The following is a 24,158-nucleotide window of genomic DNA, read 5'->3' as shown; positions in this document are numbered from 1 at the left end:
GCACCGCCCTCGGCTCACTGGACGGCCCGAACGGGTGAGGCAAAGGCGAGGGGCCCGGACGCTCCTGGTGGAGTGTCCGGGCCCCGAAGAGCCGACGCGTTCGATTACTGGGTGCGGTTCTCACCGCGGTAGTACTCGAAGACCCAGCCCCAGAGGCCGATCAGGAGCAGCGGCGCCGAGAAGTACATCAGCCACCAGCCGATCGCGACGCCCATGAAGGCCAGGGCACCGCCCACGGCCAGGGCGAGCGGCTGCCAGCTGTGCGGGCTGAAGAACCCGACCTCGCCGGCGTCGTCGGCGACGTCCGCCTCCTTGTTGTCCTGCGCGCCCACGTCGACCCGCCGGGCCGTGAAGCCCAGGTAGAAGCCGATCATGATGCTCAGGCCGAAGGCCAGGAAGAGGGCCGTGGTACCGACCGGCTCCTCCGCCCACACGCCGTAGACGGCCGCGATGGCGAGGAAGAAGATGCCCAGCCACATGAACATCTTGCCCTGGATCTTCACTTGCCGGCCTCCTTGCCGCCGGAGAGGGCCTTCTCACCGTGACCGGCGTTCTCGAGCTCGTCGAGCGCGGCGATCTCCGGGTGGTGCAGGTCGAACGCCGGGGATTCACTGCGGATCTTGGGCAGGGTGAGGAAGTTGTGCCGCGGGGGCGGGCAGGAGGTCGCCCACTCCAGCGAGCGGCCGTAGCCCCACGGGTCGTCGACGCCGACCGGCTTGCCGTACCTGGCCGTCTTCCAGATGTTGTAGAAGAACGGCAGGACCGACAGGCCCAGCAGGAACGAGGCGATCGTCGAGACCGTGTTCAGCGCGGTGAAGCCGTCGGCCGCGAGGTAGTCCGCGTACCGGCGCGGCATGCCCTCGACACCCAGCCAGTGCTGGACGAGGAAGGTGCCGTGGAAGCCGAGGAACAGCGTCCAGAAGGTGATCTTGCCGAGGCGCTCGTCGAGCATCTTGCCGGTGAACTTCGGCCACCAGAAGTGGAAGCCGGCGAACATCGCGAACACCACGGTGCCGAACACCACGTAGTGGAAGTGCGCCACCACGAAGTAGCTGTCCGAGACGTGGAAGTCCAGCGGCGGCGAGGCCAGGATGACACCGGTCAGACCACCGAAGGTGAAGGTGATCAGGAAGCCCAGCGTCCACAGCATCGGCGTCTCGAAGGACAGACTGCCCTTCCACATGGTGCCCAGCCAGTTGAAGAACTTCACCCCGGTCGGCACCGCGATCAGGAACGTCATGAACGAGAAGAACGGCAGCAGCACCCCGCCGGTCACGTACATGTGGTGGGCCCACACCGTCACCGACAGACCCGCGATGGCGATCGTCGCGCCGATCAGGCCCATGTAGCCGAACATCGGCTTGCGGGAGAAGACCGGGATGATCTCACTGACGATGCCGAAGAACGGCAGCGCGATGATGTACACCTCGGGATGGCCGAAGAACCAGAACAGGTGCTGCCACAGCAGCGCCCCGCCGTTGGCCGAGTCGAACACGTGCGCACCGAACTTGCGGTCCGCCTCCAGCGCGAACAGCGCCGCCGCCAGCACGGGGAAGGCGAGCAGGACCAGCACACCGGTCAGCAGCACGTTCCAGGTGAAGATCGGCATGCGGAACATCGTCATGCCGGGCGCGCGCATGCAGATGATCGTGGTGATGAAGTTGACCGAGCCCAGGATGGTGCCGAAGCCGGAGAACGCCAGACCCATGATCCACATGTCGGCGCCGATGCCCGGCGAGCGGACCGCGTCCGAGAGCGGGGAGTAGGCGAACCAGCCGAAGTCGGCCGCCCCGTCCGGGGTGAGGAAACCGGCGACCGCGATCAGCGAGCCGAACAGGTACAGCCAGTAGGCGAACATGTTCAGCCGCGGGAACGCCACGTCCGGCGCGCCGATCTGCAGCGGCATGATCCAGTTCGCGAAACCGGCGAACAGCGGCGTCGCGAACATCAGCAGCATGATCGTGCCGTGCATCGTGAACGCCTGGTTGAACTGCTCGTTCGAGACGATCTGCAGGCCCGGCCGTGCCAGCTCGGCACGCATCACCAGCGCCATCACGCCACCGATGCAGAAGAACACGAACGACGTCACCAGATACAGCGTGCCGATCGTCTTGTGGTCCGTGGTCGTCAGCCACTTCACCACGACATTGCCGGGACTCTTGCGCCGTACCGGCAGCTCGTTCTCGTACGAGTCCTCAGCTGTCGCGGCACCCTGGGGTTCGTTGAGGATGCTCACAGGATGTTCGCCTCCCGGTTCTTCTCGTGCTCCGTCTGGGAGATGCCAGCGGGCACGTAACCGGTCTGCCCCTTCTTCACAAGGTCCTTCAGGTGCTGCTCGTAACGCTCGGGGGAGACGACCTTCACGTTGAACAGCATCCGGGAGTGGTCGACGCCGCACAGCTCGGCGCACTTGCCCAGGAAGGTGCCCTCGCGGTTGGGGGTCACCTCGAAGGCGTTGGGATGGCCCGGGATGACGTCCTGCTTCATCAGGAACGGCACCACCCAGAAGGAGTGGATGACATCACGCGAGGTCAGCACGAAGCGGACCCGCTTGCCCTCGGGCAGCCACAGGGTGGGGCCCGGGTTGTTGGTCTGCGGGTTCCGCGTACCGGGGACACCGCAGTCGTAGACACCGCCGGCATCGGCCGGGAAGGCGCTCTTGTAGCGTTCCGGAACCGACTCGAGTTCCTTGGACGTCTTGGCGTCGCCCGTGGAACCGTCGACGTTCTCGACGTAGTTGAAGCACCAGCTCCACTGGAAACCGACTACGTTGACCGTGACGTCGGGGTTCTTCTCGAGCTTCATCAGCTCGGACTCGTCACGGGCGGTGAAGTAGAAGAACACCGAGACGATGATGAGGGGGACCACGGTGTACAGCGCCTCGATGGGCATGTTGTACCGGGTCTGCGGAGGTACTTCGACCTTGGTGCGGCTGCGCCGGTGGAAGAAAGCACTCCACAGGATCAGGCCCCACACCAGCACGCCGACGGCGAGCGCGGCAGCCCAGGACCCCTGCCACAGGGAGAGGATCCGCGGAGCCTCTTCCGTGGTGGGGGTGGGCATACCGAGGCGGGGGAAGTCCTCCCATGTGCAACCGGTGGCGGTCGCCAGGACCAGGCCCGCGGTCAGTGCCTGCAGCAGCTTCCGCCGCTTGGGGCGCCGCGGCTTGGGGGTACCGCCCACGCCCTTCAGGCAGTGGGGGAGGTCGGAGCCGTTGGGACTCACGTAGCGCCTTCCCGAGAGTCTCGCCCGCGCGGATTGGCTGCGGCCTGCCTTCTCGCTGGTCGGTCGCCGCCCTGCGTCGGGCAGGGGTTTGGATGTTTATGCGGACCAAACCCTAGCCGACGCGTTTCGGGGCTTCGCGAGGAGGGGTGCCATACGCGCCGCGGGTTACACCAGGCGCCTCATCGACCGGGGACGCGGGTCGTTTCGCGGCTGCCGCTCCGTCGTGGCCGGTCGCGCAGTTCCCCGCGCCCCTTCAGGGCGCTTAGCGTGGGGGCGTGTCCTACTTTGATGCCGCTTCTGGTGCTCCTCTTCATCCCGTTGCCCGGCAGGCCCTGATGGCCTCCCTCGATGAGGGGTGGGCGGATCCCGCGCGGTTGTACCGGGAGGGAAGGCGGGCACGTCTGTTGCTGGACGCGGCCCGGGAGGCGGCCGCGGAGGCGGTGGGGTGCAGGGCGGACGAGTTGGTGTTCACCTCGTCGGGTACCCGGGCGGTGCACTCGGGGATCGCGGGGGCGCTGGCCGGGCGGCGGCGCGCCGGGCGTCACCTGATCGCGTCAGCGGTCGAACACTCTTCTGTACTCCATGCGGCGGAAGTTCACCAGGCCGGCGGAGGGTCGGTCACCGAGGTCGCGGTGGACCGTGCGGGTGCGGTGAGCGTGCGGGCGTACGCGGACGCGCTGCGGCCGGACACCGCGCTGGCCTGTCTGCAGTCGGCCAACCACGAGGTGGGAACCGTGCAGCCGGTGGCCGAGGTCGCCGAGGTGTGCCGGGCGGCGGGGGTGCCGCTGCTGGTGGACGCGGCCCAGTCGCTGGGGTGGGGGCCGGTGGAGGGCGACTGGTCGCTGCTCTCGGCGAGCGCCCACAAGTGGGGCGGCCCGTCGGGGGCCGGGCTGCTCGTCGTACGGAAAGGGGTGCGGTTCGCGCCCCAGGAGCCGCGGGACGAACGGGAGTCGGGGCGGGCTGCCGGGTTCGAGAACCTGCCGGCGATCGTGGCGGCGGCGGCTTCGCTGCGGGCGGTGCGGGCGGAGGCCGCCGAGGAGGCGGTACGGCTGCGGGAACTGACGGAGCGGATCCGGGCGCGGGTGCCGCGGCTGGTGCCCGACGTGGAGGTGGTCGGGGACCCGGAGCGGCGGCTGCCCGGGATCGTCACCTTCTCCTGTCTCTATGTCGACGGGGAGACCCTGCTGCACGAGCTGGACCGGGCCGGCTTCTCCGTGTCGTCCGGGTCGTCCTGCACGAGCAGCACGCTGACGCCGAGCCATGTACTGAAAGCGATGGGTGTGCTCAGCGGGGGCAACATCCGCCTCTCGCTGCCGTCGGGGACACGGGAGGAGGACGTCGAGCGCTTCCTGTCCGTCCTGCCGGAGGTGGTGTCGGGGGTGCGGGAGAAGCTCGGCGCGCCGGTGTCCGCCGGCCCCGTCCCGACGGAGGAGAAGGACGAGGCCCTGGTGGTGGACGCCCTGGGCCGACGGTGCCCGATCCCGGTCATCGAACTGGCCAAGGTGATCGGGGACGTCCCGGTGGGCGGCACGGTCCGCGTCCTCGCCGACGACGAGGCGGCCCGCCTGGACATCCCGGCGTGGTGCGAGATGCGCGGCCAGGAGTACGTGGGCGAGGAACCGGCGGACCGAGGAACGGCTTACGTGGTCCGCCGGGTCGGCTGAATGCCCTCTTCAGGTGCGTGGGGCTGGTCGCGCGTACGCGCGACCAGCCCCACGGGGGCCTCAGCTCAGATGCCCCCGGACCTCCTCCGCGGCCTCGTCCCCGTACGCCTTGGTGAAGCGCTCCATGAAGTGCCCCCGCCGCAACTGGTACTCCTGCGTGCCGACCGTCTCGATGACCAGGGTCGCCAGCATGCAGCCGACCTGCGCCGCCCGCTCCAGCGGAACCCCCCACGCCAGCCCCGACAGGAACCCCGCGCGGAAGGCATCGCCGACGCCCGTCGGATCGGCCTTGCGCTCCTCGTCCGCGCACCCGACCTCGATCGTCTCCCCGCCGGCCCGCTCGATGCGGACACCTCGCGCACCGAGGGTGGTGACACGGTGACCGACCCGGCCGAGGATTTCCGCGTCGCTCCAGCCGGTCTTCGTCTCGATGAGCCCCTTCTCGTACTCGTTGGAGAAGAGGTAGGTCGCCCCGTCCAGCAGTATCCGGATCTCCTCGCCGTTCATCCGGGCGATCTGCTGGGAGAAGTCGGCGGCGAACGGGATGCCCCGGGAGCGGCACTCCTCGGTGTGCCGGAGCATGCCCTCCGGGTCGTCGGCGCCGATGAGCACCAGGTCGAGGCCGCCCACGCGGTCGGCGACGGTCTTCAGCTCGATCAGCCGGGCCTCGCTCATCGCGCCCGTGTAGAAGGAGCCGATCTGGTTGTGGTCGGCGTCCGTGGTGCACACGAAGCGGGCGGTGTGCAGGGTGTCGGAGATACGGACGGACTCGGTGTCGACGCCGTGCCGGTCCAGCCAGGCCCGGTACTCGTCGAAGTCGAAGCCGGCGGCTCCGACGAGGATCGGGCGGGTGCCGAGCTGGCCCATCCCGAAGGCGATGTTCGCGCCCACGCCGCCCCTGCGCACGTCGAGGTTGTCGACCAGGAAGGACAGCGAGACCGTGTGCAGCTGGTCCGCGACGAACTGGTCGGCGAAGCGCCCGGGGAAGGTCATGAGGTGGTCGGTGGCGATGGAGCCGGTGACTGCGATGCGCACGGCGTGGACTCTCCTGAGGGAGGCGGGTTGACACTTCACGCTACCGGTTGGGAAGAGTCCGCAGAAGCAGCCAAAACTACCCGATAGTAGATCTTTCTTCGTGAGCTTCGACGTGCATACGGTGCCGACATGACGAACCTCAGGGTCCACGCCCCCGCCCCGGCAGACCTCGAAGGCGGCCTGGCGTCGCTGCGCGGCGACTGCGCCCGGATGGTCCCCCACTGGACGGTCCCCGACCGGGTGGCCGCCCGGCCGGTCTCCCCGTCCTCGATCCACGGCGTGACCGTGCCGCCCGGGTCGGCGCGGCTGCTGGACGCGATGTCGGAGTACGGCGACTGAGCCGGCGCCGGCCGGTCCGGCGCTCCAGGGGAACCGCGCGCTCCCCCGCTGCGTCCCATCGCTGTCCCCCGTAAAGGGGATGCGGGATACGACCCACGAGCAGTCCCGGTGCGACCGGGAAGGGTCCTTCCGGGACAGCTGCGCAGCCGAAGGAGCGATGCGGTGAACACCGAGCGACCCGACAACGACGACGAGGCGCGCCCCGATGCCGGCGGCACGCGCGGCACCGGGGGCGCTTCGGGCCACGACGGGGAGACGGGTGCCCCGGAGCAGCAGGAACGGGAGCCCGCCGCCCCCGAGCCGGGTACGGCACGGCCGGCCGCCGGTGCACCCGGTGCCGGTCCCGGGAAGACCACCACCGGAACCGGGGCCTCGAAGCCCGGGGCGGACGCCGGGAAGGCGGACGCCGCTCCCGCCGGTGCCCGCGCCGGGGGGAGCGGGACCGGCCACGAGGCCGGGGAGGCGCCGGGCGGGGCCCCGGAGGACGAACCGGGGTCCGGCGCGGGCGGGACCGTCGTCGGGGAGCACCGTGTCGGCGGCCCGCCCTCCCGGGAGGGACACGCCGACGAGTCGGCGGGGCGGCGGCGTTCGCCCGTGCTGATCGCCTCCGTCGCCGCCGCCGTGCTGCTGGTCGGGGGCGGCGGGGCCTGGCTCGCCGCCGGCGCCTTCGGTGGTTCCGGTGGCGGTACGACGCCGGGGGCGAACGGTGACGCCTCTCCCCCGCCGCTCGCCCTGGACGGTCACTCCGAGGACACCACGAACGGGATCGCCCCCGGCGAGCCCAACCCCTACGGCGCCGTCTACCGCGCCGACGGCTCGCTCCCGGACGGTCCCGGCTCGGCGCCGGTGTACCGCGTCCGGGGGCAGGTCACCGAGGACCGGGTGGTCACGCTGGCGAAGGCGCTGGGGCTGGAGGGCGAGCCGGTCGCGGAGGGCGGGTCCTGGCGGATCGGCGGCAAGGACGGTTCCGGGCCCACGCTGCGGGTGGACCGGGAGGCCCCCGGCACCTGGACGTTCAGCCGGAACAACCCGGGCACCGACAACTGCAAGGGCGCGACGTGCTCGGCTCCGTCCACGGGTCCGTCCACGGGCGGTCCGCTCGTGAGCGAGTCCGTCGCGAGGAAGGCCGCCGCGCCCGTGCTGAAGGCGGTGGGTCAGGACGACGCGAAGCTCGACGCGGGCCAGGTCATGGGCGGCAGGCGCGTGGTGAACGCCGACCCCGAGGTCGGTGGGCTGCCGACATACGGCTGGACGACCGGTGTGGTCGTCGGCGCCAAGGGCGAGGTGGTCGGCGGCAACGGCCGGCTCGCGGAGCCCGTGAAGGGGGACACCTATCCCGTGGTGAGCGCCGGTGACGCGCTGAAGCTGATGAACGCGGCGCCGGGGTCCGGGCAGCGCGCGGAGATCGGCGGCTGCGCCGGTCCCGTACCGCTGGAGGACGGGCAGCGGGAGTCGTGCGCTCCGGCGACGAAGCCGGCCGGCGAGACCGTCATGGTCGGCGACGCGGTGTTCGGGCTGGCCTCGCACTCCGTGGACGGGCGGCCGGCCCTCGTGCCGTCCTGGCTGTTCGAGGTACGGCCCCAGGGCGCGAAGGACACCTTCACGGTGACGTATCCGGCGGTCGACCCGGAGTTCCTCGCTCCGCGGACGGGGTCGGGGGAGGCGAGCCCGCGGCCCACGAAGCCCGGTGACGAGCCGACCGCGGCACCGTCCCCCCGCGATGTCGAGGTCGCGGGCTACACCGCCGAGGGCGACGAGCTGACCGTGACCTTCACGGGCGGCGTGTGCGCCGACTACCGGGCGGCGGCGAGCGAGAACGGCGACCGGGTGACGGTGCGGGTGACCGAGACGCCCTGGCCGGACAAGGTGTGCATCCTGATCGCCAAGCAGTACCAGCAGACGGTGCGGCTGGACGCGCCGCTCGGTGACCGCGAGGTGGTGGGCACGGACGGCGAGCCGGTTCCGCTGCAGAAGGACGGTGCCCGGCTGCCGGCCCCGCCCACCCGGTAGTCCGGGGGAGAAGCCCGAAGGCGGCGGCCCCTTCCGAGGGGGCCGCCGCCTTCGTCATGTGCCGCCCGGGGCGGAACCCGGCTCAGCTGAAGGAGTCGCCGCAGGCGCAGGAGCCGGTGGCGTTGGGGTTGTCGATCGTGAAGCCCTGCTTCTCGATGGTGTCGACGAAGTCGATGGTGGCGCCGCCCAGGTACGGGGCGCTCATGCGGTCGGTGACGACCTTCACACCGTCGAAGTCCTTCTCCACGTCACCGTCGAGGGAACGCTCGTCGAAGAAGAGCTGATAGCGCAGACCGGAGCAGCCGCCGGGCTGGACGGCGACGCGCAGCGCGAGGTCGTCACGGCCTTCCTGGTCGAGCAGGGCCCTGACCTTGGCCGCGGCGGCGTCGGTCACGAGGATGCCGTCGGTGACGGTGCTGGTCTCGTCCGATACGGACATCTACATCTCTCCCGGGTTGTACGGAGACTGCTTGCCGACCGTTACAACCGGCAAGACCGCGGATTCATTCCGGGCCGGGCGCTTGTTCCCTCGGCTCCCTCCTCATGCTCGCACACGCCGTGCGGAGCGGAAACCGGCTCTTGTGGGACCTTCCGGGAACGGACCGGCGCCCGCCGGGATTCACGTCACATGGACGCTATGGCCGTCGTCAAAGTGACGTGAACCGGTTATGATAGATAGCGTCATTTCGACGAGAAGTCGCCAGAACAGAAAGGGTGCGTGTCGTGACCACCGCCCAGACCCAGGAACTCGACGTACAGCCGTCGCCCCTCGCCCTGCTGTTGCTCGGCCGTGAGGCCGACCCGAGGAGCGAGCGCGGTGTGGAGTGTCCCGGTGACCTCCCCTCGCCGTCCGACCCGGACCTGGTGGAGCGCGCCCGCGCCGCCAAGGAGAAGCTCGGGGACAAGGTCTTCGTGCTCGGCCACCACTACCAGCGCGACGAGGTCATCCAGTTCGCCGACGTCACGGGCGACTCCTTCAAGCTGGCCCGCGACGCCGCCGCGCGCCCGCAGGCCGAGTACATCGTCTTCTGCGGTGTGCACTTCATGGCCGAGTCCGCGGACATCCTCACCGGCGACGACCAGAAGGTGGTCCTGCCCGACCTCGCGGCCGGCTGCTCCATGGCCGACATGGCCACCGCCGAGCAGGTCGCCGAGTGCTGGGACGTGCTGACCGAGGCCGGAATAGCCGAGCAGGTCGTCCCCGTCTCGTACATGAACTCCTCCGCCGACATCAAGGCCTTCACGGGCAAGCACGGCGGCACGATCTGCACGTCCTCCAACGCCGAGCGGGCCCTGGACTGGGCCTTCGAGCAGGGCGAGAAGGTCCTCTTCCTCCCCGACCAGCACCTGGGCCGCAACACGGCGGTGCGGGACATGGGGATGTCCCTGGAGGACTGCGTCCTCTACAACCCGCACAAGCCGAACGGCGGGCTGACGGCGGACGAGCTGCGCGCCGCGAAGATGATCCTGTGGCGCGGGCACTGCTCGGTGCACGGCCGGTTCAGCCTGGACTCGGTCGACGACGTGCGTGAGCGCATCCCCGGTGTGAACGTCCTGGTCCACCCCGAGTGCAGGCACGAGGTCGTGGCCGCCGCGGACTACGTCGGCTCGACCGAGTACATCATCAAGACGCTGGAGGCGGCCCCGGCCGGCTCCAAGTGGGCCATCGGCACGGAGCTGAACCTGGTGCGCCGGCTGGCGAACCGTTTCGCGTCCGAGGGCAAGGAGATCGTCTTCCTCGACAAGACGGTCTGCTTCTGCTCCACCATGAACCGCATCGACCTCCCCCACCTGGTGTGGGCGCTCGAATCCCTCGCCGAGGGCAACCTGGTCAACCGCATCGAGGTGGACAAGGAGACGGAGGCGTTCGCGAAGCTGGCGCTGGAGCGGATGCTCGCGCTTCCGTAAACGGGCCCCCTGTGCGGGACGTGGCACGACGGAGGCCCCCGCCCGATCACCTTCGCGGTGCCGGGCGGGGGCCTTTGTCGTCCCCGTGCGTCAGACCTGCGCCGGAGCCGCCTCCTTCGAGGCGTCCGCCTGCGCCGCCGCTTCCTTCTTCGCCGCCCGCTTCTTCGCGCGCCGCTCCTTGCGGAGCTCCAGCATCGCGTAGAGCGTCGGGACCAGGAGGAGGGTGAGCAGGGTCGACGTGATCAGACCGCCGATCACCACCACGGCCAGCGGCTGGGCGATGAAGCCGCCCTCGCCGGTGACGCCCAGCGCCATCGGGAGCAGGGCGAAGACGGTCGCCAGCGCCGTCATCAGGATCGGCCGCAGACGGTGGCGGCCGCCCTCCAGCACGGCCTCGACGACGCCGTAGCCCTGCTTGCGGTACTGGTTGATCAGGTCGATCAGCACGATGGCGTTGGTGACCACGATGCCGATCAGCATCAGCATGCCGATCATCGCCGGGACACCCATCGGGGTGCCGGTGACCAGCAGCAGTCCGATGGCGCCGGTCGCCGCGAACGGGATGGACACCAGCAGGATCAGCGGCTGGGCGAGCGACCGGAAGGTGCCGACCAGCAGCAGGAAGACGATCGCGATCGCGGCCAGCATCGCCAGGCCCAGGTTGACGAACGCGTCGTCCTGGTCCTGGGACACGCCGCCGATCTCCGCCGTCGCGCCCGCCGGGAGCGTCAGCTCGTCGATCTTCTTCTGGAGGTCCGCGCTCACCGCGCCCGTGTTGTCGCCGGTCGGCTTCGCGGTGATGGTGGCCGCGCGCTGACCGTCGATCCGGGTCATGGAGACGGGACCGTCCACCAGCTCCACCGTGGCGATGTCACTCAGCTTCACCGCGCCCAGGCGCAGGTTCTCCAGCTGGTCCACGGTGGTGGCCGGCTTCGCCGGGCGGATGACGACGTCGCGCTCGGTGTCGTCGAGGACCGCCTTGGCGGCCGGGGTGCCCTTGACCGCCTGGGCGACGGCCGCACCGAGGGTCTGCTCGTCGAAACCGGCGCCTGCGGCCTTGTCGTCGGCCTTCACCGAGATGCGTGGCACGCTCTGCGCCAGGTCGCTGGTGACGTCCGTGACGTCGTCCAGGGAGGCCACCGCGTCGCGGACCTGGTCCGCCGCCTTGCGCAGCGCCTGCGCGTCGGCCGCCTTGACGACCACGCTCAGGTCCTGGCTGCCGAAGCCGTCACCGGCCGCGATGGTGGTGGTGCCGATGCCGTCGAGCTTTCCGAGGCCCTTCTCGATGCTGTCCCGCACGTCCTCGGAGGACGCGTCGTCCTCCAGCATCACCTGGTACGTCGCCTGGTTGGTGTCCGTACCGCCGCCGAAGGCCGCCATGAAGCCGGACGAGCCGATGGTCACCTGGTGGTCCTTGACGCCCTCGGTGTCGCCGAGGAGCTTCTCGACCTTCGCCGCCTGGGCGTCGGTCGCGGCCAGGCTGGTGCCGGGCTCCAGCTCCTGCCGGACGGTGAGGACCTGCTGCTCGCCCTGGTCGAAGAAGTTGGTCTTCAGCAGCGGCGCCATGGCGAAGGTGGCGACCAGGACGACGACCGCGATGGCCACGCTGGTCAGCCGGCGCCGGGTGGCGAAGCGCAGCACGGGGACGTAGAGGCGCTGGAGGCGGCTCTTCGCCTCCTTCTCCTCGGCGATCCGGCGCGCCTCCTCGGTGTCCTCCGGGGTGCCCTTCGGGGGCCGCAGGAACCAGTACGACAGGACGGGCACGACCGTCAGCGACACCAGCAGGGACGCCAGCAGCGCCGCCGTGACGGTGAGGCTGAAGGAGCCGAACAGCTCGCCCACCATGCCGCCGACCAGACCGATCGGCAGGAACACGGCGACCGTGGTGAGCGTCGAGGACGTCACCGCGCCCGCCACCTCGCGCACCGCGTTCATGATCGCCGACTGGCGCTCCTCGCCGTAGCCGAGGTGCCGCTTGATGTTCTCCAGGACCACGATCGAGTCGTCCACGACCCGGCCGATGGCGATGGTCAGCGCGCCCAGCGTCAGCATGTTCAGCGACAGGTCGCGGGTCCACAGCACGATCAGGGCGAGGACCACCGACAGCGGGATGGAGACCGCCGTGACGAGGGTCGAGCGGACCGACGCCAGGAAGACCAGGATCACCAGGACGGCGAAGAGCAGGCCGAGCGCGCCCTCGGTGGTCAGGCCGTCGATGGCCTTGGAGACCGCCGGGCCCTGGTCGCTGACGACGGTGAGGGTGGCGCCGTCACCGAGGTCCTCGCGCAGCTCCGGGAGCTTCTCCTCGACGGCCTCCGAGATGGCGACCGCGCTGCCGTCGTGGTCCATGGTCGCCATCACGGCGAGGCTGGGCCTGCCGTTGGTGCGGGTGAGCGAGTCGGCCCTGGCCTCCTCCTCCTTCACCGTGGCGACGTCCCCGAGGCGGACCGGCTTCCCCTCGCCGGTCCCGCCGGTGACCATCAGGTCCTCGATCTGCCGCAGCGAGGTGAAACCGCTGCCGACCTGGACGGTGCGGTTGGCGCCGTCCTCGTCGAAGGAGCCGGCCGGGACGGTCGCCCCGCCGGCCTGGAGGGCCCCGGAGAGCGACTGGGCGGTGAGACCGGCCTTCGTCAGCTTCGCGGAGTCGGGGGTCACGGTGACCTGGAGGTCGCGTACGCCGTCCACGGTGACCTGGCCGACGCCGTCGATGTCCTCCAGCGCGGGCACCACGGTCCGGTCGAGCTGGTCGGCGAGCGCCTGCTGGTCCTTGCCGGAGGTGACGGCGAGCACCACGGTCGGGATGTCGTCCGTGGAACCGGCGACGACCTGCGGGTCGACGTCGTCCGGGAGGCGGGCGCCGGCCCGGTTGACGGCCTGCTGGACGTCGGCGACGAGCTGCTGGGTGTTGTTGCCGTAGTCGAAGGACGCCATGATCACGGCGTTGCCCTCGCTCGCCGTCGAGGTGACGCCGGAGATGGCGTCGACGGCCTCCAGGCTGTCCTCGATGGGTTCGACGACCTGCTTCTCCACCACGTCGGGGGACGCGCCCTGGTACGGCGCGATCACGGACACCATGGGCAGTTCGATGGTCGGCAGCAGCTGCTGCTTGAGCTGGGGTATCGCGATCGCCCCGAAGACGAGCGCGATGATCGACATCAGTCCGATCAGCGCCCGTTGCGCGAGGCTGAATCTGGACAGCCAGGACATGGTCAGGGTCTCTTTTCCGTGGAGCGGCAGAAGTCCGGCAAGCGGGCGCGCACGTGAGCGCCCGCTCTACACCCTGAGCCATCGGCGGGGGCCGATCCGTAGGCCCGAGGTCCCATCCCTCGTACGGCGCGTACTCCCGTCGCAGTACGCCCCGCGGAGCTCACTCCACCCTCGGACGGACCAGCCCCGACTCGTAGGCGGTGACCACCAGCTGGGCCCGGTCGCGGGCGCCCAGCTTGGCCATGGCCCGGTTGACATGGGTCTTCACCGTGAGAGGGCTGACCTCCAGGCGTTCGGCGATCTCGTCGTTGGAGTGGCCGCCGGCCACCTGGACCAGCACCTCGCGCTCGCGCACGGTGAGCGAGTCCAGCCGCTCGGCGCGGGACGGGTCGTGGTCGGCCTCGGACGGGCCCTCCTGGGCGAGGAAGCGGGCGATCAGACCCTTGGTGGCCACCGGGGACAGCAGGGCCTCCCCCCCGGCGGCGATCCGGATGGCGTTCAGCATCTCGTCGGGCTCGGAGCCCTTGCCGAGGAAGCCGGAGGCCCCGGCCCGCAGCGACTGCACCACGTAGTCGTCGACCTCGAAGGTCGTCAGTATCACCACCCGGACCCCCGCGAGCCCCGGGTCCGCGCTGATCATGCGGGTGGCGGCGAGTCCGTCGGTGCCGGGCATCCGGATGTCCATGAGGACGACGTCGGCACGCTGCTCCCGGGCCAGCCGGACCGCCTCCGCGCCGTCGGACGCCTCGCCCACCACCTCCATGTCCGGCTCGGAGTCGACGAGCACCCGGAAGGCGCTGCGCAGCAGTGCCTGGTCGTCGGCGAGCAGGACGCGGATCGTCATACGGGCTCCAGCGGGGCGATGGTCACGGGCCGCCGCTGTCCTGAGCGGCGGACGTACGGGTCTTGACGGGCAGGATCGCATGGACGCGGAAACCGCCGCCGTAGCGGGGGCCGGTGGTGAGGGTGCCGCGCAGCGCGGTGACGCGTTCGCGCATGCCGAGCAGTCCGTGCCCGCCGCCGGGGGTGTGGTCCCGGCCCTCGCCGGTGCCGTCGTCGAGGACGGTGATCTCGATGTGGGGTCCGACGCGTACGACGCTGACCTCGGCCCGCGCGTCGGTGCCGGCGTGCTTCTGCACGTTGGTCAGGGCCTCCTGGATGATCCGGTACGCGGCCAGGCCGACGGCGGCGGGGAGCTCGGTGCCCTCGTCGGTGCGGGCGACCTCGACGCGCAGTCCGGCGCTGCGGAAGGTGCCGGTGAGTTCGTCGAGGCGGTCGAGGCCGGGCGCGGGTTCGGTGGGGGCCTCCGGGTCGCCGGACTGGCGCAGCAGGCCGACGGTGGCCCGCAGCTCGCCGAGCGCGGAGCGGCTGGCCTCGCGGACATGGGCGAGGGCCTCCTTGGCCTGGTCGGGCCGCTTGTCCATGACGTGGGCGGCGACTCCGGCCTGGACGTTGACCAGGGCGATGTGGTGGGCGACCACGTCGTGCAGGTCACGGGCGATGCGCAGGCGTTCCTCGGCGACGCGGCGGCGGGCCTCCTCCTCACGGGTGCGCTCGGCCCGTTCGGCGCGTTCCCGGATGGCCCGGACGAAGGCGCGACGGCTGCGGACGGCGTCCCCGGCGGTGGCGCCGATGCCGGTCCAGGCGAAGATCGCCAGGTTCTCCTGGGCGTACCAGGGCAGGGGGCCGACGGCCATCGCGGCGCCGGTGAGGACGGTCATGGTGAGCAGGCCGACGCGCCAGGTGGTGTGGCGGTCGGTGGTGGAGGCGACGGTGTAGAGCGCGATCACGGCGCACATGGCGACGGGGGCGCGGGGGTCGCCGGTGACGGACTCCGCGACGGAGACGCCCGAGGCGAGGGCGAGCACCGTACGGGGGGCGCGGCGGCGGAAGACCAGCGCCGCGGCGCCGAGGGTCATGAGGACGAGGCTGAGCGGGTCGGGGGTGCGCAGGCCCCACTTGACGCCCTCGGGGCCGTGGGGTTCGACGAAGGAGCCGGCCACCATGCATATGAGGACGCCTGCCGCGAGGGCCGCGTCCAGCGCGAAGGGGTGTGCCCGCGCTCGGCACCGGGCGCGCGTCAGGGTGCTCACGACCGTTTACGGTAGCCGGGGTTTCCTTCCGGGGACCGTGCCCCGGACCCCCTTCGGTCCTGAACGGGCCTTGTCCTCGGTCGCCGGACGGGCCGGGAGCTCAGGTGCCCGGGATCAGGCCGTCGTCGCCCAGGAGGTCCTGGACCTCCTCGAGCGTCGCGTCGGGGGACGGGAGGATCAGGTCGGAGGGCTCCAGGGAGTCGTCCGGCAGGGGCTCGCCGAGTTCGCGGACCTTGGCCAGCAGCGCCTTCAAGGTCGCGCGGAAGCCCGGCCCGTCTCCGTTCTCCATCTCGGCGAGCAGTTCCTCGTCCAGCTCGTCCAGCTCGGCGAGCCGGCTCCCGGCCAGCGTCACCTGCCCCTCCCCCATGATCCGTACGATCATGTCGCCCTCCTCGGCGTGGGCTACTGCTTGTCGAAGCGCGGGGTGTCCTGCGGCTGCTGCCGGGGCTGCTGCGACCCGTCGCCGCCCTCGATGGCCTGACGGTCACCGCTGCCGCCGCCGGCCAGCTCGGCCTTCATGCGCTGCAGTTCCAGCTCTACATCCGTACCACCGGAGAGCCGGTCCAGCTCGGCCTGGATGTCGTCCTTGTGCATGCCGGACTGGTCGTCCAGGGCGCCGGAGGCGAGCAGTTCGTCGATCGCGCCGGCCCGCGCCTGGAGCTGGGCGGTCTTGTCCTCGGCCCGCTGGATCGCCATCCCGACGTCGCCCATCTCCTCGGAGATGCCGGAGAATGCCTCGCCGATCCGGGTCTGCGCCTGGGCGGCGGTGTAGGTGGCCTTGATGGTCTCCTTCTTGGTGCGGAAGGCGTCCACCTTGGCCTGGAGGCGCTGGGCCGCGAGGGTGAGCTTCTCCTCCTCGCCCTGGAGCGTGGCGTGCTGCGTCTCCAGGTCCGTCACCTGCTGCTGGAGCGCGGCACGACGGGAGAGCGCCTCGCGGGCCAGGTCCTCGCGGCCGAGCGCGAGCGCCTTGCGGCCCTGGTCCTCCAACTTGCCCGACTGGGACTGCAGCTGGTTGAGCTGGAGTTCCAGACGCTTGCGCGAGGTGGCCACGTCGGCGACGCCGCGGCGGACCTTCTGAAGCAGCTCCAGCTGCTTCTGGTACGAGTAATCGAGGGTCTCGCGCGGGTCCTCGGCCCTGTCCAGGGCCTTGTTCGCCTTCGCGCGGAAGATCATCCCCATACGCTTCATGACACCGCTCATGGGCTTCGCGCGCCCCCTTCTGACCGACTCCAGCTCCAGCACCTGCGACAGAACCCACAGTACGGGCCCCACATCCATTACCGCACTGTTCGGGGACGGATGCGCTCATCCCCAAGGACGACTGGGCACCCTCCCGATCCGGCGTAGGGAGTAGGTGGTCCCCGGGGCCGGCCGGCCGAACCACCCTGAGATCCGCACAACGTCCCCCTCTGTCCTTTTGGAGACGTCCGGTGTTGCCGGATCGTTCCCCAGGGGGCTGGGGTCCAACCCCGGGCACCCCGTACCCTTGGGTTTTGTGTTCCGTAGCCGCGCCAAGGAAGAGAAGGCATCGGTCGCCGACAAGGCGACGGTGACCGACTCCAAGCAGACCCGTCACCCGGAGGCCCCGAAGGGCCGCCCCACACCCAAGCGGAGCGCGGCCCAGTCGCAGCGCCGCAGCGTCGCCAATACGTCGATGTCGCGCAAGGACGCCGCCAAGCGGCAGCGCGAGGAGCGCCGTGCCGCGATGGAGCGTCAGCGCCAGGCGCTGGCCAGCGGCGACGAGCGCTACCTGCCCGCCCGCGACAAGGGGCCGGTGCGCCGGTTCGCGCGCGACTTCGTGGACTCGCGGTTCAACATCGCCGAGTACTTCCTGCCGATGGCCGTGATCATCCTGGTGCTGAGCATGGTCCAGGTGGCGCAGCTGCAGAACGTCGCGTTGCTGCTGTGGCTCGTGGTGATCGTGATGATCGTGCTCGACTCGGTCGTGACCGGGTTCCGGCTGAAGAAGCGGCTGGCGGAGCGCTTCCCCGACGACAACCGGCGCGGCGCGGTGGCCTACGCGCTGATGCGCTCGCTCCAGATGCGCCGACTGCGGCTGCCCAAGCCCCAGGTCAAGCGCGGAGAGCGGCCCTGAGCACCACGCCGTTCACGGATGGCGCGGCCCCGGGCCTGCCGATCGGGCTCGGCGGTCTGCGCGATGCCGTCCGGGAGGAGCTGGTGGCCCGCCAGCTGGAGGAGCAGGTGGTCGGGCGATTCCCGGTCGGGCGGCGCCTGCGGGTGCTCGACGTGGGCATGGGCCGAGGGACGCAGACGCTGCGGCTGGCCCGGGCCGGTCACCAGGTGACCGGCGTCGAGCAGGACGCGACGATGATCGCCGCCGCGCGGGAGACGTTCGCCGGGGAACCGGAGGGCATCCGGGAGCGGATGCGGGTCATCGAGGGCCACGCCGGGGACACCGGTGTGCATTTCCTGCCGGGCAGCTTCGACGTCGTGCTGTGTCACGGCGTGCTCATGGACGTCGAGGAGCCGGACGCGCTGCTGGCGGGGATGGCGCGGATGCTCGCCCCCGGGGGCCTGCTGTCCCTGCTGGTGCGCAACGGGGACGCGCCGGCGATGCGGTCCGGTCTGTCCGGCGACTGGGCCGGGGCGCTGGCGGGCTTCTGCACGACGGCGTACGGGCTGAAGAGGCTGACGTCGACGCTCGCGGGGATCGGGGCGCCGCTGCACACCTGGTACGGGGTGCGGGTCTTCACGGACACCGTGGCGGACGACGCGTGTCCGCCGGCCGACCTGGACACGCTGCTGGCGGTCGAGGACCGGGCCGGCCGCACGGACCCCTACCGGGGGGTGGCGGCGCTGCTGCACCTGTGCGGGGTCCGGGGCTGAGACCCTCCGGCGGCCCTTCCCGTCCCGTCCTCAAGGGGCGCTGCCCCTTCGACCCCGGACGTGCGGGCGGGTGGTCGCCCGCGCGGTTCCCCGTGCCCCTTGAAGGGGCACGGGGAACCGCGCGAAAGGGGATCCGGGGGCGAAGCCCTCCCGGGGACGGGAAGGGGCGGCGAGGGCGGGAAGAACCACGGGCGGGCGCCCGCCTCACTCAGGCTTCGCCGGAACTTCCGGCAGCTCCGCCGCCAGGGCCGCCGCCGCCTGGACCAGAGGCAGCGCCAGCAGACCGCCCGCGCCCTCCCCGACCGTGACACCGTGCGACAGCACAGGATCCAGCGCCATCCGGTCCAGCGCCTTCGCCTGCCCCGGCTCCCCGCTGTCGTGCGCCGCGAGCCACCAGTCCGGCGCCCGGAACGCCACCCGCTGTGCCACCAGCGCGCACGCCGCCGTCACCACCCCGTCCAGCACGACCGGCACCTTCCGCACCGCCGCCTGCAGCAGGAACCCCGTCATCGCGGTGAGATCCGCACCGCCGACCGTCCCCAGCAACCGCAGCTGATCACCCAGTACCGGCCGCGCCCGCCGCAACGCGTCACGGATCGCCGCGCACTTGCGCATCCACGCCAGGTCGTCGATCGCCCGCCCCCCGCGCCCGGTCACCACCGACGCGTCCGTCCCGCACAGCGCGGCCACCAGCACGCCCGCCGCCGTGGTCCCGCCCACGCTCACATCACCGAGCACCACCAGGTCCGTACCGGAGTCGGCCTCCTCGTCGGCCACGGCCATCCCCGCGCGAAACGCCGCCTCCGCCTCCTCCGGGGTCAGCGCGTCCTCGATGTCGATGCGCCCGCTGCCCCGCCGCACCCGGTACCGCACGACGTCCTCGGGCAGCGTTTCCGGATCGCAGTCCAGGGACATGTCGACCACGCGCACCGGCACCCCCTGCCGCCGGGCGAGCACGGACACCGGACGGCCGCCCTCCAGGACGTCCCGCACCAGCTCCACGGCGCTGCCCGCGGCCCGCGCGGAGACACCCAGCCCGGCGATCCCGTGATCGCCGGCGAACAGCACGACCCGCGGCCGCTCGATCGGCCGCACCGGCACCGCGGACTGCGCCGCCGCCAGCCACTCACCCAGGTCGTCCAGGCGGCCCAGCGATCCGGGCGGCACGATCTGGCGCTCCCGGCGCGCCTCCGCGTCACGGCGCACCCCGCCGTCCGGACGCTCGATCAGATCGGTGAAGTCGTCGAGATTAAGCGAGCTCATTCGCCGAACAGTACCGGCCCCGGTCGAACACGGCGGCGCACCGGCCGGCCTCGCGTGCGGGGTCTCGTTCCCACCACGCCGCCCCGGCGCCGGTCCACCCCGTGACGTCCTCCCGTCCGTAACGTTTTGCCATGGATTGCCGGACATCCGTCCGTCCGTCCCACCCGTCCCGTACGTCGCGCCACCGGGTGCCGTACGCCCTCACGCCGGGAGCCGCCCATGTCCGCAACCGAGCCAGCCGGCGCGATCCCCGCCCCCCACGGCTCCGCCCGGGTGCACGAGCCGCGCCGCGAGGACTGCCCCTGGTGCGGTTCCGCGCGGCTGCGCAACCGGCTGAGAACGGGCGATCTGCGCCGGCACCGGCCGGGTCTGTTCACCGTCGACGAGTGCCGGGACTGCGGCCACACCTTCCAGAACCCCCGCCTCACCGCCGAGGGCCTCGCCTTCTACCGGCGGGCCGTGCGCGGCGCCCCCCGCGACCCCGCCACCGAACGCGTCCTCGCCCTGCACTCCGTCCGGCACCGCCGCCGGGGCGCGGCCCGCGCGATGCTCCCCTTCGGCGAGCCGGAGAGCTGGCTGGACGTCGGCACCGGACTCGCCGGCTTCCCGCTGACCGCGCGGGAGTTCTTCCCGTACACCGCCTTCGACGGCACCGACCTCACCGCGCGCGTCGAGAAGGCCCGCGCGCTCGGCCGCGTCGAGGAGGCCCACATCGGGCCGCTGACCGACCCACGGGTCCTGGCCCGGCTGGCCGGCCGCTACGACGTGGTCAGCCTGCTGCACCACCTGGAACACACCACCGACCCCCGCGCGGAACTCCACGCGGCCCTCGACGCCCTGCGCCCCGGCGGGCATCTGCTCATCGAGACCCTGGACCCGCGCTGCGCGTACGCCGCCCTGTTCGGCCGCTGGTGGCTGCCCTACGACCAGCCCCGGCGGCTGCACCTGCTGCCCCCGTACAACCTCCGCACGGAGCTCGAGGAGCGCGGCTGTGCCCTCGTCACCGCCGGGCACCGCGCCGCGCACGTACCGCACGACCTGGCAGGACTGACCGCCCTCGCCCTCTCGCACGCGCTGCCCGCCCCTGACGCCCCCTGGCGCGCCGTCCCGCCGGCCCCGTTCCAGCAGCGGCTGCGCACGGTGCTGCTCCGCGCGGGCACCCCGCTGGTGGTCGCGGCGGCGGTGACGGACCTGGCCCTCGCGCCCGTGGTGCGCCGCACCCCGTTCGCCAACGCCTACCGGATCATCGCGCACAAGCCGGAACGCCGGCCCTGACCCGGTCACCCCCGCAGGACGACCGCCTGCCCCGCCACCACCAGCAGCACCTGCTCGCACTCCCGCGCGAACGCCGCGTTCAGCCGTCCGAGTTCGTCCCGGTACCGGCGGCCGGACGCGGTCGCCGGCACGATGCCCGAGCCGACCTCGTTGGACACGGCGACCACCGTCCGCCGCGTCCCGCGCACCGCGTCCGTCAGCTCCCGCATCCGGTCCCGCAGTGCCCGTTCCCCTCCGTCCGCCCACTCCGCGTCGTCCCACGCCCCCACGGCGTCCATCGCGTCCGTCAGCCACAGCGACAGGCAGTCGATCAGCAGCGGCGGCCCGTCGTCCTTCAGCAGCGGCACCAGATCGCACGTCTCGACGGTCCGCCACGACCCCGGCCGCCGCTCCTGGTGCGCCGACACCCGCGCCACCCACTCGGTGTCCCCGCTCCGCGTCCCGCCGGTCGCCACGTACAGCACCTCCGGGAACGACTCCAGCCGCCGCTCGGCCTCCACCGACTTGCCCGAGCGCGCCCCGCCCAGCACCAGCGTCCGCCGCGGTACGTCGGGCACGTCCTGGTAGGCGCCCACCTCCAGCGTGGTCCCGTCCGGCACGGCGCGCGCCCCGGCCGCCGCGAGCCGGCGCCGCGACTCCGCGCCCGGCGGCACGTCATGGTCCAGATGGACGGCGACGACGTCCGTGGCCGGGCCCACCGCCCCCACCTCCCGCAGTCTCGCCAACGCGTCCGGCCGTCCCACGACGTCCAGCAACACCATGGCGTACGACTCGGCGGGCTCCTCCATGCCCGCGGGCGCCCCGCCCGGCGGCAGGTACAGCAGCCGCTGCCCGTCCGGGCCGGTCACCGCGTACCCGGTGCCGGGCGCGTCCAGTGCCACCGCCCGCACCCGGTGCCCCGTCAGCAGCGTCAGCTCCCGCCCGTCCGGCACCCGTCCCGGCTGCGGCAGCCCGGCCGGCACCTCGACCGCGGGGCCGTCGTGCGGGTGCGACAGCAGCACCTGGCGTACGTCGCCCAGCGAACGGCCCGCGCGGGCGGCCGCGAACACGGTGCCCGGCGTGAGGTCGAGCAGCAGCGCCCCGTCCACGAGCAGCGAGGTGGCCGCCCGCGCGTCCGCACCGAGCGCGGACGCGCACGCGGCGCAGGGACAGTCGGGGCGGGGCAGTCCCGCCGGGGCGCCGGTGCCGAGCAGAGTCAGTTCCACGCCCCGATTTTCACCTGTCCCCACGGTGACTGCCCGTCCGACTAGGCTTTGGGTCCAGTGGGATCACACTCTTGGGAGGCGTACATGGCGGCATGGACGTGGCGGTTCGAGAAGGCCGACGGGACGCAGGTCGAGCCCGCGGTGCCGCCGGAGGAGTTCCCCACACAGGGGGACGCCGAGTCCTGGATCGGTGAGCACTGGAAGGCTCTCGCGGAGGGTGGCGCCGACCAGGTACGGCTGCGGGAGGACACCACGGAGATCTACGGCCCGATGAGCCTCCACGCGGAAGCGGAAGCGGAAGCAGAAGCGGAGGAGGAACCGGAAGAGGCGTGAGCCCCGGCGGCGGGGGGAGAGGGTTCCTTCCCCGCCCCCGCCGCCTCTTCCCGTCCCGTCCCCGGACCCCCTTCGCGCGGTTCCCCGCGCCCCTGAGGGGTGCGGGGAACCGCGTGGATCGGGGCGGGAGGGCTTCGGGTCAGCCCGGGTCCGGTGTGCCGCCGAGCCAGTTCTCGACAGCCCGGCGGGGACCCGACCAGCGGCGGTCGTGGTGGTAGGCGCGCAGGACCGCGCGGGCCCGGGCACGGGGACGGCGACGGTAGAAGCGCCGGGCCCACAGCGACCCCGGCCGGGCCAGCCGCAGCGAGCCGATCACGGCGACGGCCGGAATGATCACACCGAAGACGGCGATCCGCGCCTTGCCCTTGCTCAGGGCGATCAGCGCGAACAGGAAGTTCGCACCCACGCTCGCGGCGGCACCCGCGCGGTTCTGGAGCTCCTCCTGGGAGAGGTCGTTGACGCCGAACGGCGCGAACCCCGCCAGCAGCAGGCCGACCAGCGCGGCGGTGAGCACGACCGCCTCGACGCTCTTGCGGCCGGCCTCGGTCCAGTACACGTCGTCGAGGTGCAGGATGAGCGCGAACTCGTCCAGGACCAGCCCCGCGCCGATACCGAAGAGCACCGCGGCGAAGGCCGGGCCCAGCCCCTCCCCGCCGCTCGCCACCGAGCCGAAGCCGCCGACGACCGTGAGGACGACACCGGGCACGACGTGGTGGATGTGCAGTTCGCCCGCCGTGACATTGCCGAAGGGCCCCTTCCCTGCCCGGATCAGACGGGTGACGGTCCGGGTGATCACGAAGGTGAGGACGAAGGCGGCGAGCGCGAGGAGCAGCGGGAGCTTGCCCGGCTCGATGATGTTCCGATCCAACCAATGTCCCATATGGGCACTTTATCCACGACGGCCGCAGACGCCCCGGTGACCGCCGGGTAATCTGCGCCGGTGCCCGCACCCTCCCCCGAGTCCTCCGAGGCCCTCGCCTCCCCCGCCGACGGCCTCCGCTTCGCCTTCGGCACCCTCACCGCGCTCCCGGTCCGGGTCACCCGCTGGGACCGGCCGGCCGCGCGCGCGGGCATGCTGTGCGCCCCGGCGGCCGGACTGGCGGTCGGCGCCCTGTCCGCCGCCGTGGGGCTCCTCCTGCTGTTCTTCGGCGCGGGCGCGCTGCTCGCCGCCGTCGCCACCGTCGCCGTACCGGCCGCACTGACCCGTGGCCTGCACCTCGACGGGCTCGCCGACACCGCGGACGGGCTCGGCAGCGCCAAGCCCGCCGAGGACGCGCTGCGGATCATGAAGCAGTCGGACATCGGCCCGTTCGGTGTGCTCACGCTCGTCCTGGTCCTGCTGGCCCAGGTGGCCGCGCTGGCGCAGGCGTACGGCCAGGACGGGGCGCGGGGTGCGTCCGCCGCCGTCGTGTCGGCGGTCGTGGCGCGGCTGGCGCTCACCCTGGCCGCCCGCACCGGCGTGCCGCCCGCCCGGCCGGAGGGGCTGGGCGCGGCGGTCGCGGGGGTGGTGCCGGTGGCCGGCGCGGTGGGCGCAGCGCTCGCGGTCACCGGACTCGCGGCGGCCGGGGCCGCGTTCCTGGGGGCGTACGACGTCCTGCGTGCCGTGCTCGCGGTGGTGCTGGCCGTCGCCGTGGCCGAACTGCTGCTGCGGCACTGTGTCCGCCGTTTCGGCGGGGTCACGGGCGATGTGTTCGGCGGGCTCGCGGAGACGGCGGCGACGACCGCGCTCGTCGTGTCCTCACTGGGCTGAGGTC

The 24,158-nt window shown here is 72.0% G+C and carries 22 protein-coding genes; 9 read left to right on the top strand and 13 right to left on the bottom strand.

What is annotated here, in order from left to right; translation table 11 throughout:
- Positions 1–104: 104 nt before the first annotated feature.
- The 3 genes from ACH4VX_RS02595 to coxB are packed head-to-tail and all read right to left on the bottom strand — an operon-like array spanning position 105 to position 3,225.
- The gene (locus ACH4VX_RS02595; protein ID WP_398365341.1) at positions 105–503 is read right to left on the bottom strand and encodes a cytochrome c oxidase subunit 4; all 399 of its coding nucleotides are present in this window, start codon (positions 501–503) and stop codon (positions 105–107) included.
- The gene (gene ctaD, locus ACH4VX_RS02590; protein ID WP_398365339.1) at positions 500–2,236 is read right to left on the bottom strand and encodes a cytochrome c oxidase subunit I; all 1,737 of its coding nucleotides are present in this window, start codon (positions 2,234–2,236) and stop codon (positions 500–502) included. The genes ACH4VX_RS02595 and ctaD overlap by 4 nt, the downstream gene beginning before the upstream one ends.
- A complete protein-coding gene (gene coxB / locus ACH4VX_RS02585) occupies positions 2,233–3,225 on the bottom strand; it encodes a cytochrome c oxidase subunit II (RefSeq protein WP_398365337.1) in 993 nt (330 codons plus the stop codon). Before coxB ends, ctaD begins: the two co-directional genes overlap by 4 nt.
- Positions 3,226–3,500: 275 nt before the next feature.
- Here coxB and ACH4VX_RS02580 point away from each other — a divergent pair, with 275 nt between their 5' ends.
- A complete protein-coding gene (locus ACH4VX_RS02580) occupies positions 3,501–4,889 on the top strand; it encodes a cysteine desulfurase/sulfurtransferase TusA family protein (protein WP_398365335.1) in 1,389 nt (462 codons plus the stop codon).
- Positions 4,890–4,949: 60 nt separating this feature from the next.
- Here ACH4VX_RS02580 and ACH4VX_RS02575 read toward each other — a convergent pair whose 3' ends face one another.
- Positions 4,950–5,924 (bottom strand): carbohydrate kinase family protein, encoded by a 975-nt coding sequence (locus ACH4VX_RS02575; RefSeq protein ID WP_398365333.1) that lies wholly within the window; start codon positions 5,922–5,924, stop codon positions 4,950–4,952.
- 129 nt (positions 5,925–6,053) lie between these two features.
- On the opposite strand from ACH4VX_RS02575, the gene ACH4VX_RS02570 reads away from it, so the two are divergent.
- Together ACH4VX_RS02570 and ACH4VX_RS02565 are read left to right on the top strand one after the other, a co-directional pair.
- Positions 6,054–6,263 (top strand): hypothetical protein, encoded by a 210-nt coding sequence (locus ACH4VX_RS02570; RefSeq protein ID WP_398365331.1) that lies wholly within the window; start codon positions 6,054–6,056, stop codon positions 6,261–6,263.
- A gap of 162 nt (positions 6,264–6,425) precedes the next feature.
- Positions 6,426–8,273: a hypothetical protein gene (locus tag ACH4VX_RS02565; RefSeq protein WP_398365330.1), complete on the top strand. Its 1,848-nt coding sequence runs from the start codon at positions 6,426–6,428 to the stop codon at positions 8,271–8,273.
- Positions 8,274–8,355: 82 nt separating this feature from the next.
- Here the strand turns inward: ACH4VX_RS02565 and ACH4VX_RS02560 are convergent, their stop codons facing one another.
- On the bottom strand, positions 8,356–8,712 hold the full coding sequence (locus ACH4VX_RS02560) for a HesB/IscA family protein (RefSeq protein WP_398365328.1): 357 nt from the start codon (positions 8,710–8,712) through the stop codon (positions 8,356–8,358).
- A 284-nt stretch (positions 8,713–8,996) separates the two neighbouring features.
- On the opposite strand from ACH4VX_RS02560, the gene nadA reads away from it, so the two are divergent.
- Positions 8,997–10,181 (top strand): quinolinate synthase NadA, encoded by a 1,185-nt coding sequence (gene nadA / locus ACH4VX_RS02555; protein ID WP_398365327.1) that lies wholly within the window; start codon positions 8,997–8,999, stop codon positions 10,179–10,181.
- Between the two features lie 90 nt (positions 10,182–10,271).
- Here nadA and ACH4VX_RS02550 read toward each other — a convergent pair whose 3' ends face one another.
- The 5 genes from ACH4VX_RS02550 to ACH4VX_RS02530 form a co-directional block, all read right to left on the bottom strand.
- Positions 10,272–13,388 carry an efflux RND transporter permease subunit gene (locus tag ACH4VX_RS02550; protein WP_398365325.1) on the bottom strand — a complete coding sequence of 1,039 codons (3,117 nt, stop codon included), beginning with the start codon at positions 13,386–13,388 and terminating at the stop codon, positions 10,272–10,274.
- Between the two features lie 160 nt (positions 13,389–13,548).
- A complete protein-coding gene (locus ACH4VX_RS02545; protein WP_398365323.1) occupies positions 13,549–14,232 on the bottom strand; it encodes a response regulator in 684 nt (227 codons plus the stop codon).
- A gap of 22 nt (positions 14,233–14,254) precedes the next feature.
- On the bottom strand, positions 14,255–15,481 hold the full coding sequence (locus ACH4VX_RS02540) for a sensor histidine kinase (RefSeq protein WP_398365321.1): 1,227 nt from the start codon (positions 15,479–15,481) through the stop codon (positions 14,255–14,257).
- 100 nt (positions 15,482–15,581) lie between these two features.
- Positions 15,582–15,863, bottom strand: a complete 282-nt coding sequence (locus ACH4VX_RS02535) for a hypothetical protein (protein WP_398365319.1) — start codon at positions 15,861–15,863, stop codon at positions 15,582–15,584.
- A gap of 20 nt (positions 15,864–15,883) precedes the next feature.
- The gene (locus ACH4VX_RS02530) at positions 15,884–16,669 is read right to left on the bottom strand and encodes a PspA/IM30 family protein (protein WP_398365317.1); all 786 of its coding nucleotides are present in this window, start codon (positions 16,667–16,669) and stop codon (positions 15,884–15,886) included.
- Positions 16,670–16,898: 229 nt separating this feature from the next.
- Between ACH4VX_RS02530 and ACH4VX_RS02525 the strand changes: the two genes are divergently transcribed.
- Together ACH4VX_RS02525 and ACH4VX_RS02520 are read left to right on the top strand one after the other, a co-directional pair.
- Entirely contained in the window at positions 16,899–17,576 is a 678-nt protein-coding gene (locus ACH4VX_RS02525; RefSeq protein WP_398365315.1) for a DUF3043 domain-containing protein, read from the top strand.
- Between the two features lie 83 nt (positions 17,577–17,659).
- Positions 17,660–18,328 (top strand): class I SAM-dependent methyltransferase, encoded by a 669-nt coding sequence (locus ACH4VX_RS02520; RefSeq protein ID WP_398365313.1) that lies wholly within the window; start codon positions 17,660–17,662, stop codon positions 18,326–18,328.
- A gap of 204 nt (positions 18,329–18,532) precedes the next feature.
- Here ACH4VX_RS02520 and cobT read toward each other — a convergent pair whose 3' ends face one another.
- On the bottom strand, positions 18,533–19,591 hold the full coding sequence (gene cobT / locus ACH4VX_RS02515) for a nicotinate-nucleotide--dimethylbenzimidazole phosphoribosyltransferase (protein ID WP_398365311.1): 1,059 nt from the start codon (positions 19,589–19,591) through the stop codon (positions 18,533–18,535).
- Between the two features lie 219 nt (positions 19,592–19,810).
- On the opposite strand from cobT, the gene ACH4VX_RS02510 reads away from it, so the two are divergent.
- Complete coding sequence (locus tag ACH4VX_RS02510) at positions 19,811–20,866, top strand: class I SAM-dependent methyltransferase (RefSeq protein ID WP_398365309.1); 1,056 nt, start codon at positions 19,811–19,813, stop codon at positions 20,864–20,866.
- A gap of 5 nt (positions 20,867–20,871) precedes the next feature.
- On the opposite strand, the gene ACH4VX_RS02505 is transcribed toward ACH4VX_RS02510, so the two are convergent.
- Positions 20,872–22,071, bottom strand: coding sequence for a bifunctional adenosylcobinamide kinase/adenosylcobinamide-phosphate guanylyltransferase (locus tag ACH4VX_RS02505; protein ID WP_398365307.1), 1,200 nt, complete (start codon positions 22,069–22,071; stop codon positions 20,872–20,874).
- A gap of 84 nt (positions 22,072–22,155) precedes the next feature.
- On the opposite strand from ACH4VX_RS02505, the gene ACH4VX_RS02500 reads away from it, so the two are divergent.
- Complete coding sequence (locus ACH4VX_RS02500; protein WP_398365305.1) at positions 22,156–22,404, top strand: hypothetical protein; 249 nt, start codon at positions 22,156–22,158, stop codon at positions 22,402–22,404.
- 139 nt (positions 22,405–22,543) lie between these two features.
- Here the strand turns inward: ACH4VX_RS02500 and ACH4VX_RS02495 are convergent, their stop codons facing one another.
- Positions 22,544–23,284 (bottom strand): hypothetical protein, encoded by a 741-nt coding sequence (locus tag ACH4VX_RS02495; RefSeq protein WP_398365304.1) that lies wholly within the window; start codon positions 23,282–23,284, stop codon positions 22,544–22,546.
- A 60-nt stretch (positions 23,285–23,344) separates the two neighbouring features.
- Between ACH4VX_RS02495 and ACH4VX_RS02490 the strand changes: the two genes are divergently transcribed.
- Complete coding sequence (locus ACH4VX_RS02490; protein WP_398365302.1) at positions 23,345–24,154, top strand: adenosylcobinamide-GDP ribazoletransferase; 810 nt, start codon at positions 23,345–23,347, stop codon at positions 24,152–24,154.
- The last annotated feature ends 4 nt before the right edge of the window (positions 24,155–24,158 follow it).

Origin of the sequence: Streptomyces sp. NPDC020731 (genome assembly GCF_044334705.1) — a bacterium.
Classification (GTDB): Bacteria; Actinomycetota; Actinomycetes; order Streptomycetales; family Streptomycetaceae; genus Streptomyces.
The sequence above is the reverse complement of the archived record's forward strand: the minus strand, read 5'-3'. Positions and strand labels throughout refer to the sequence as shown.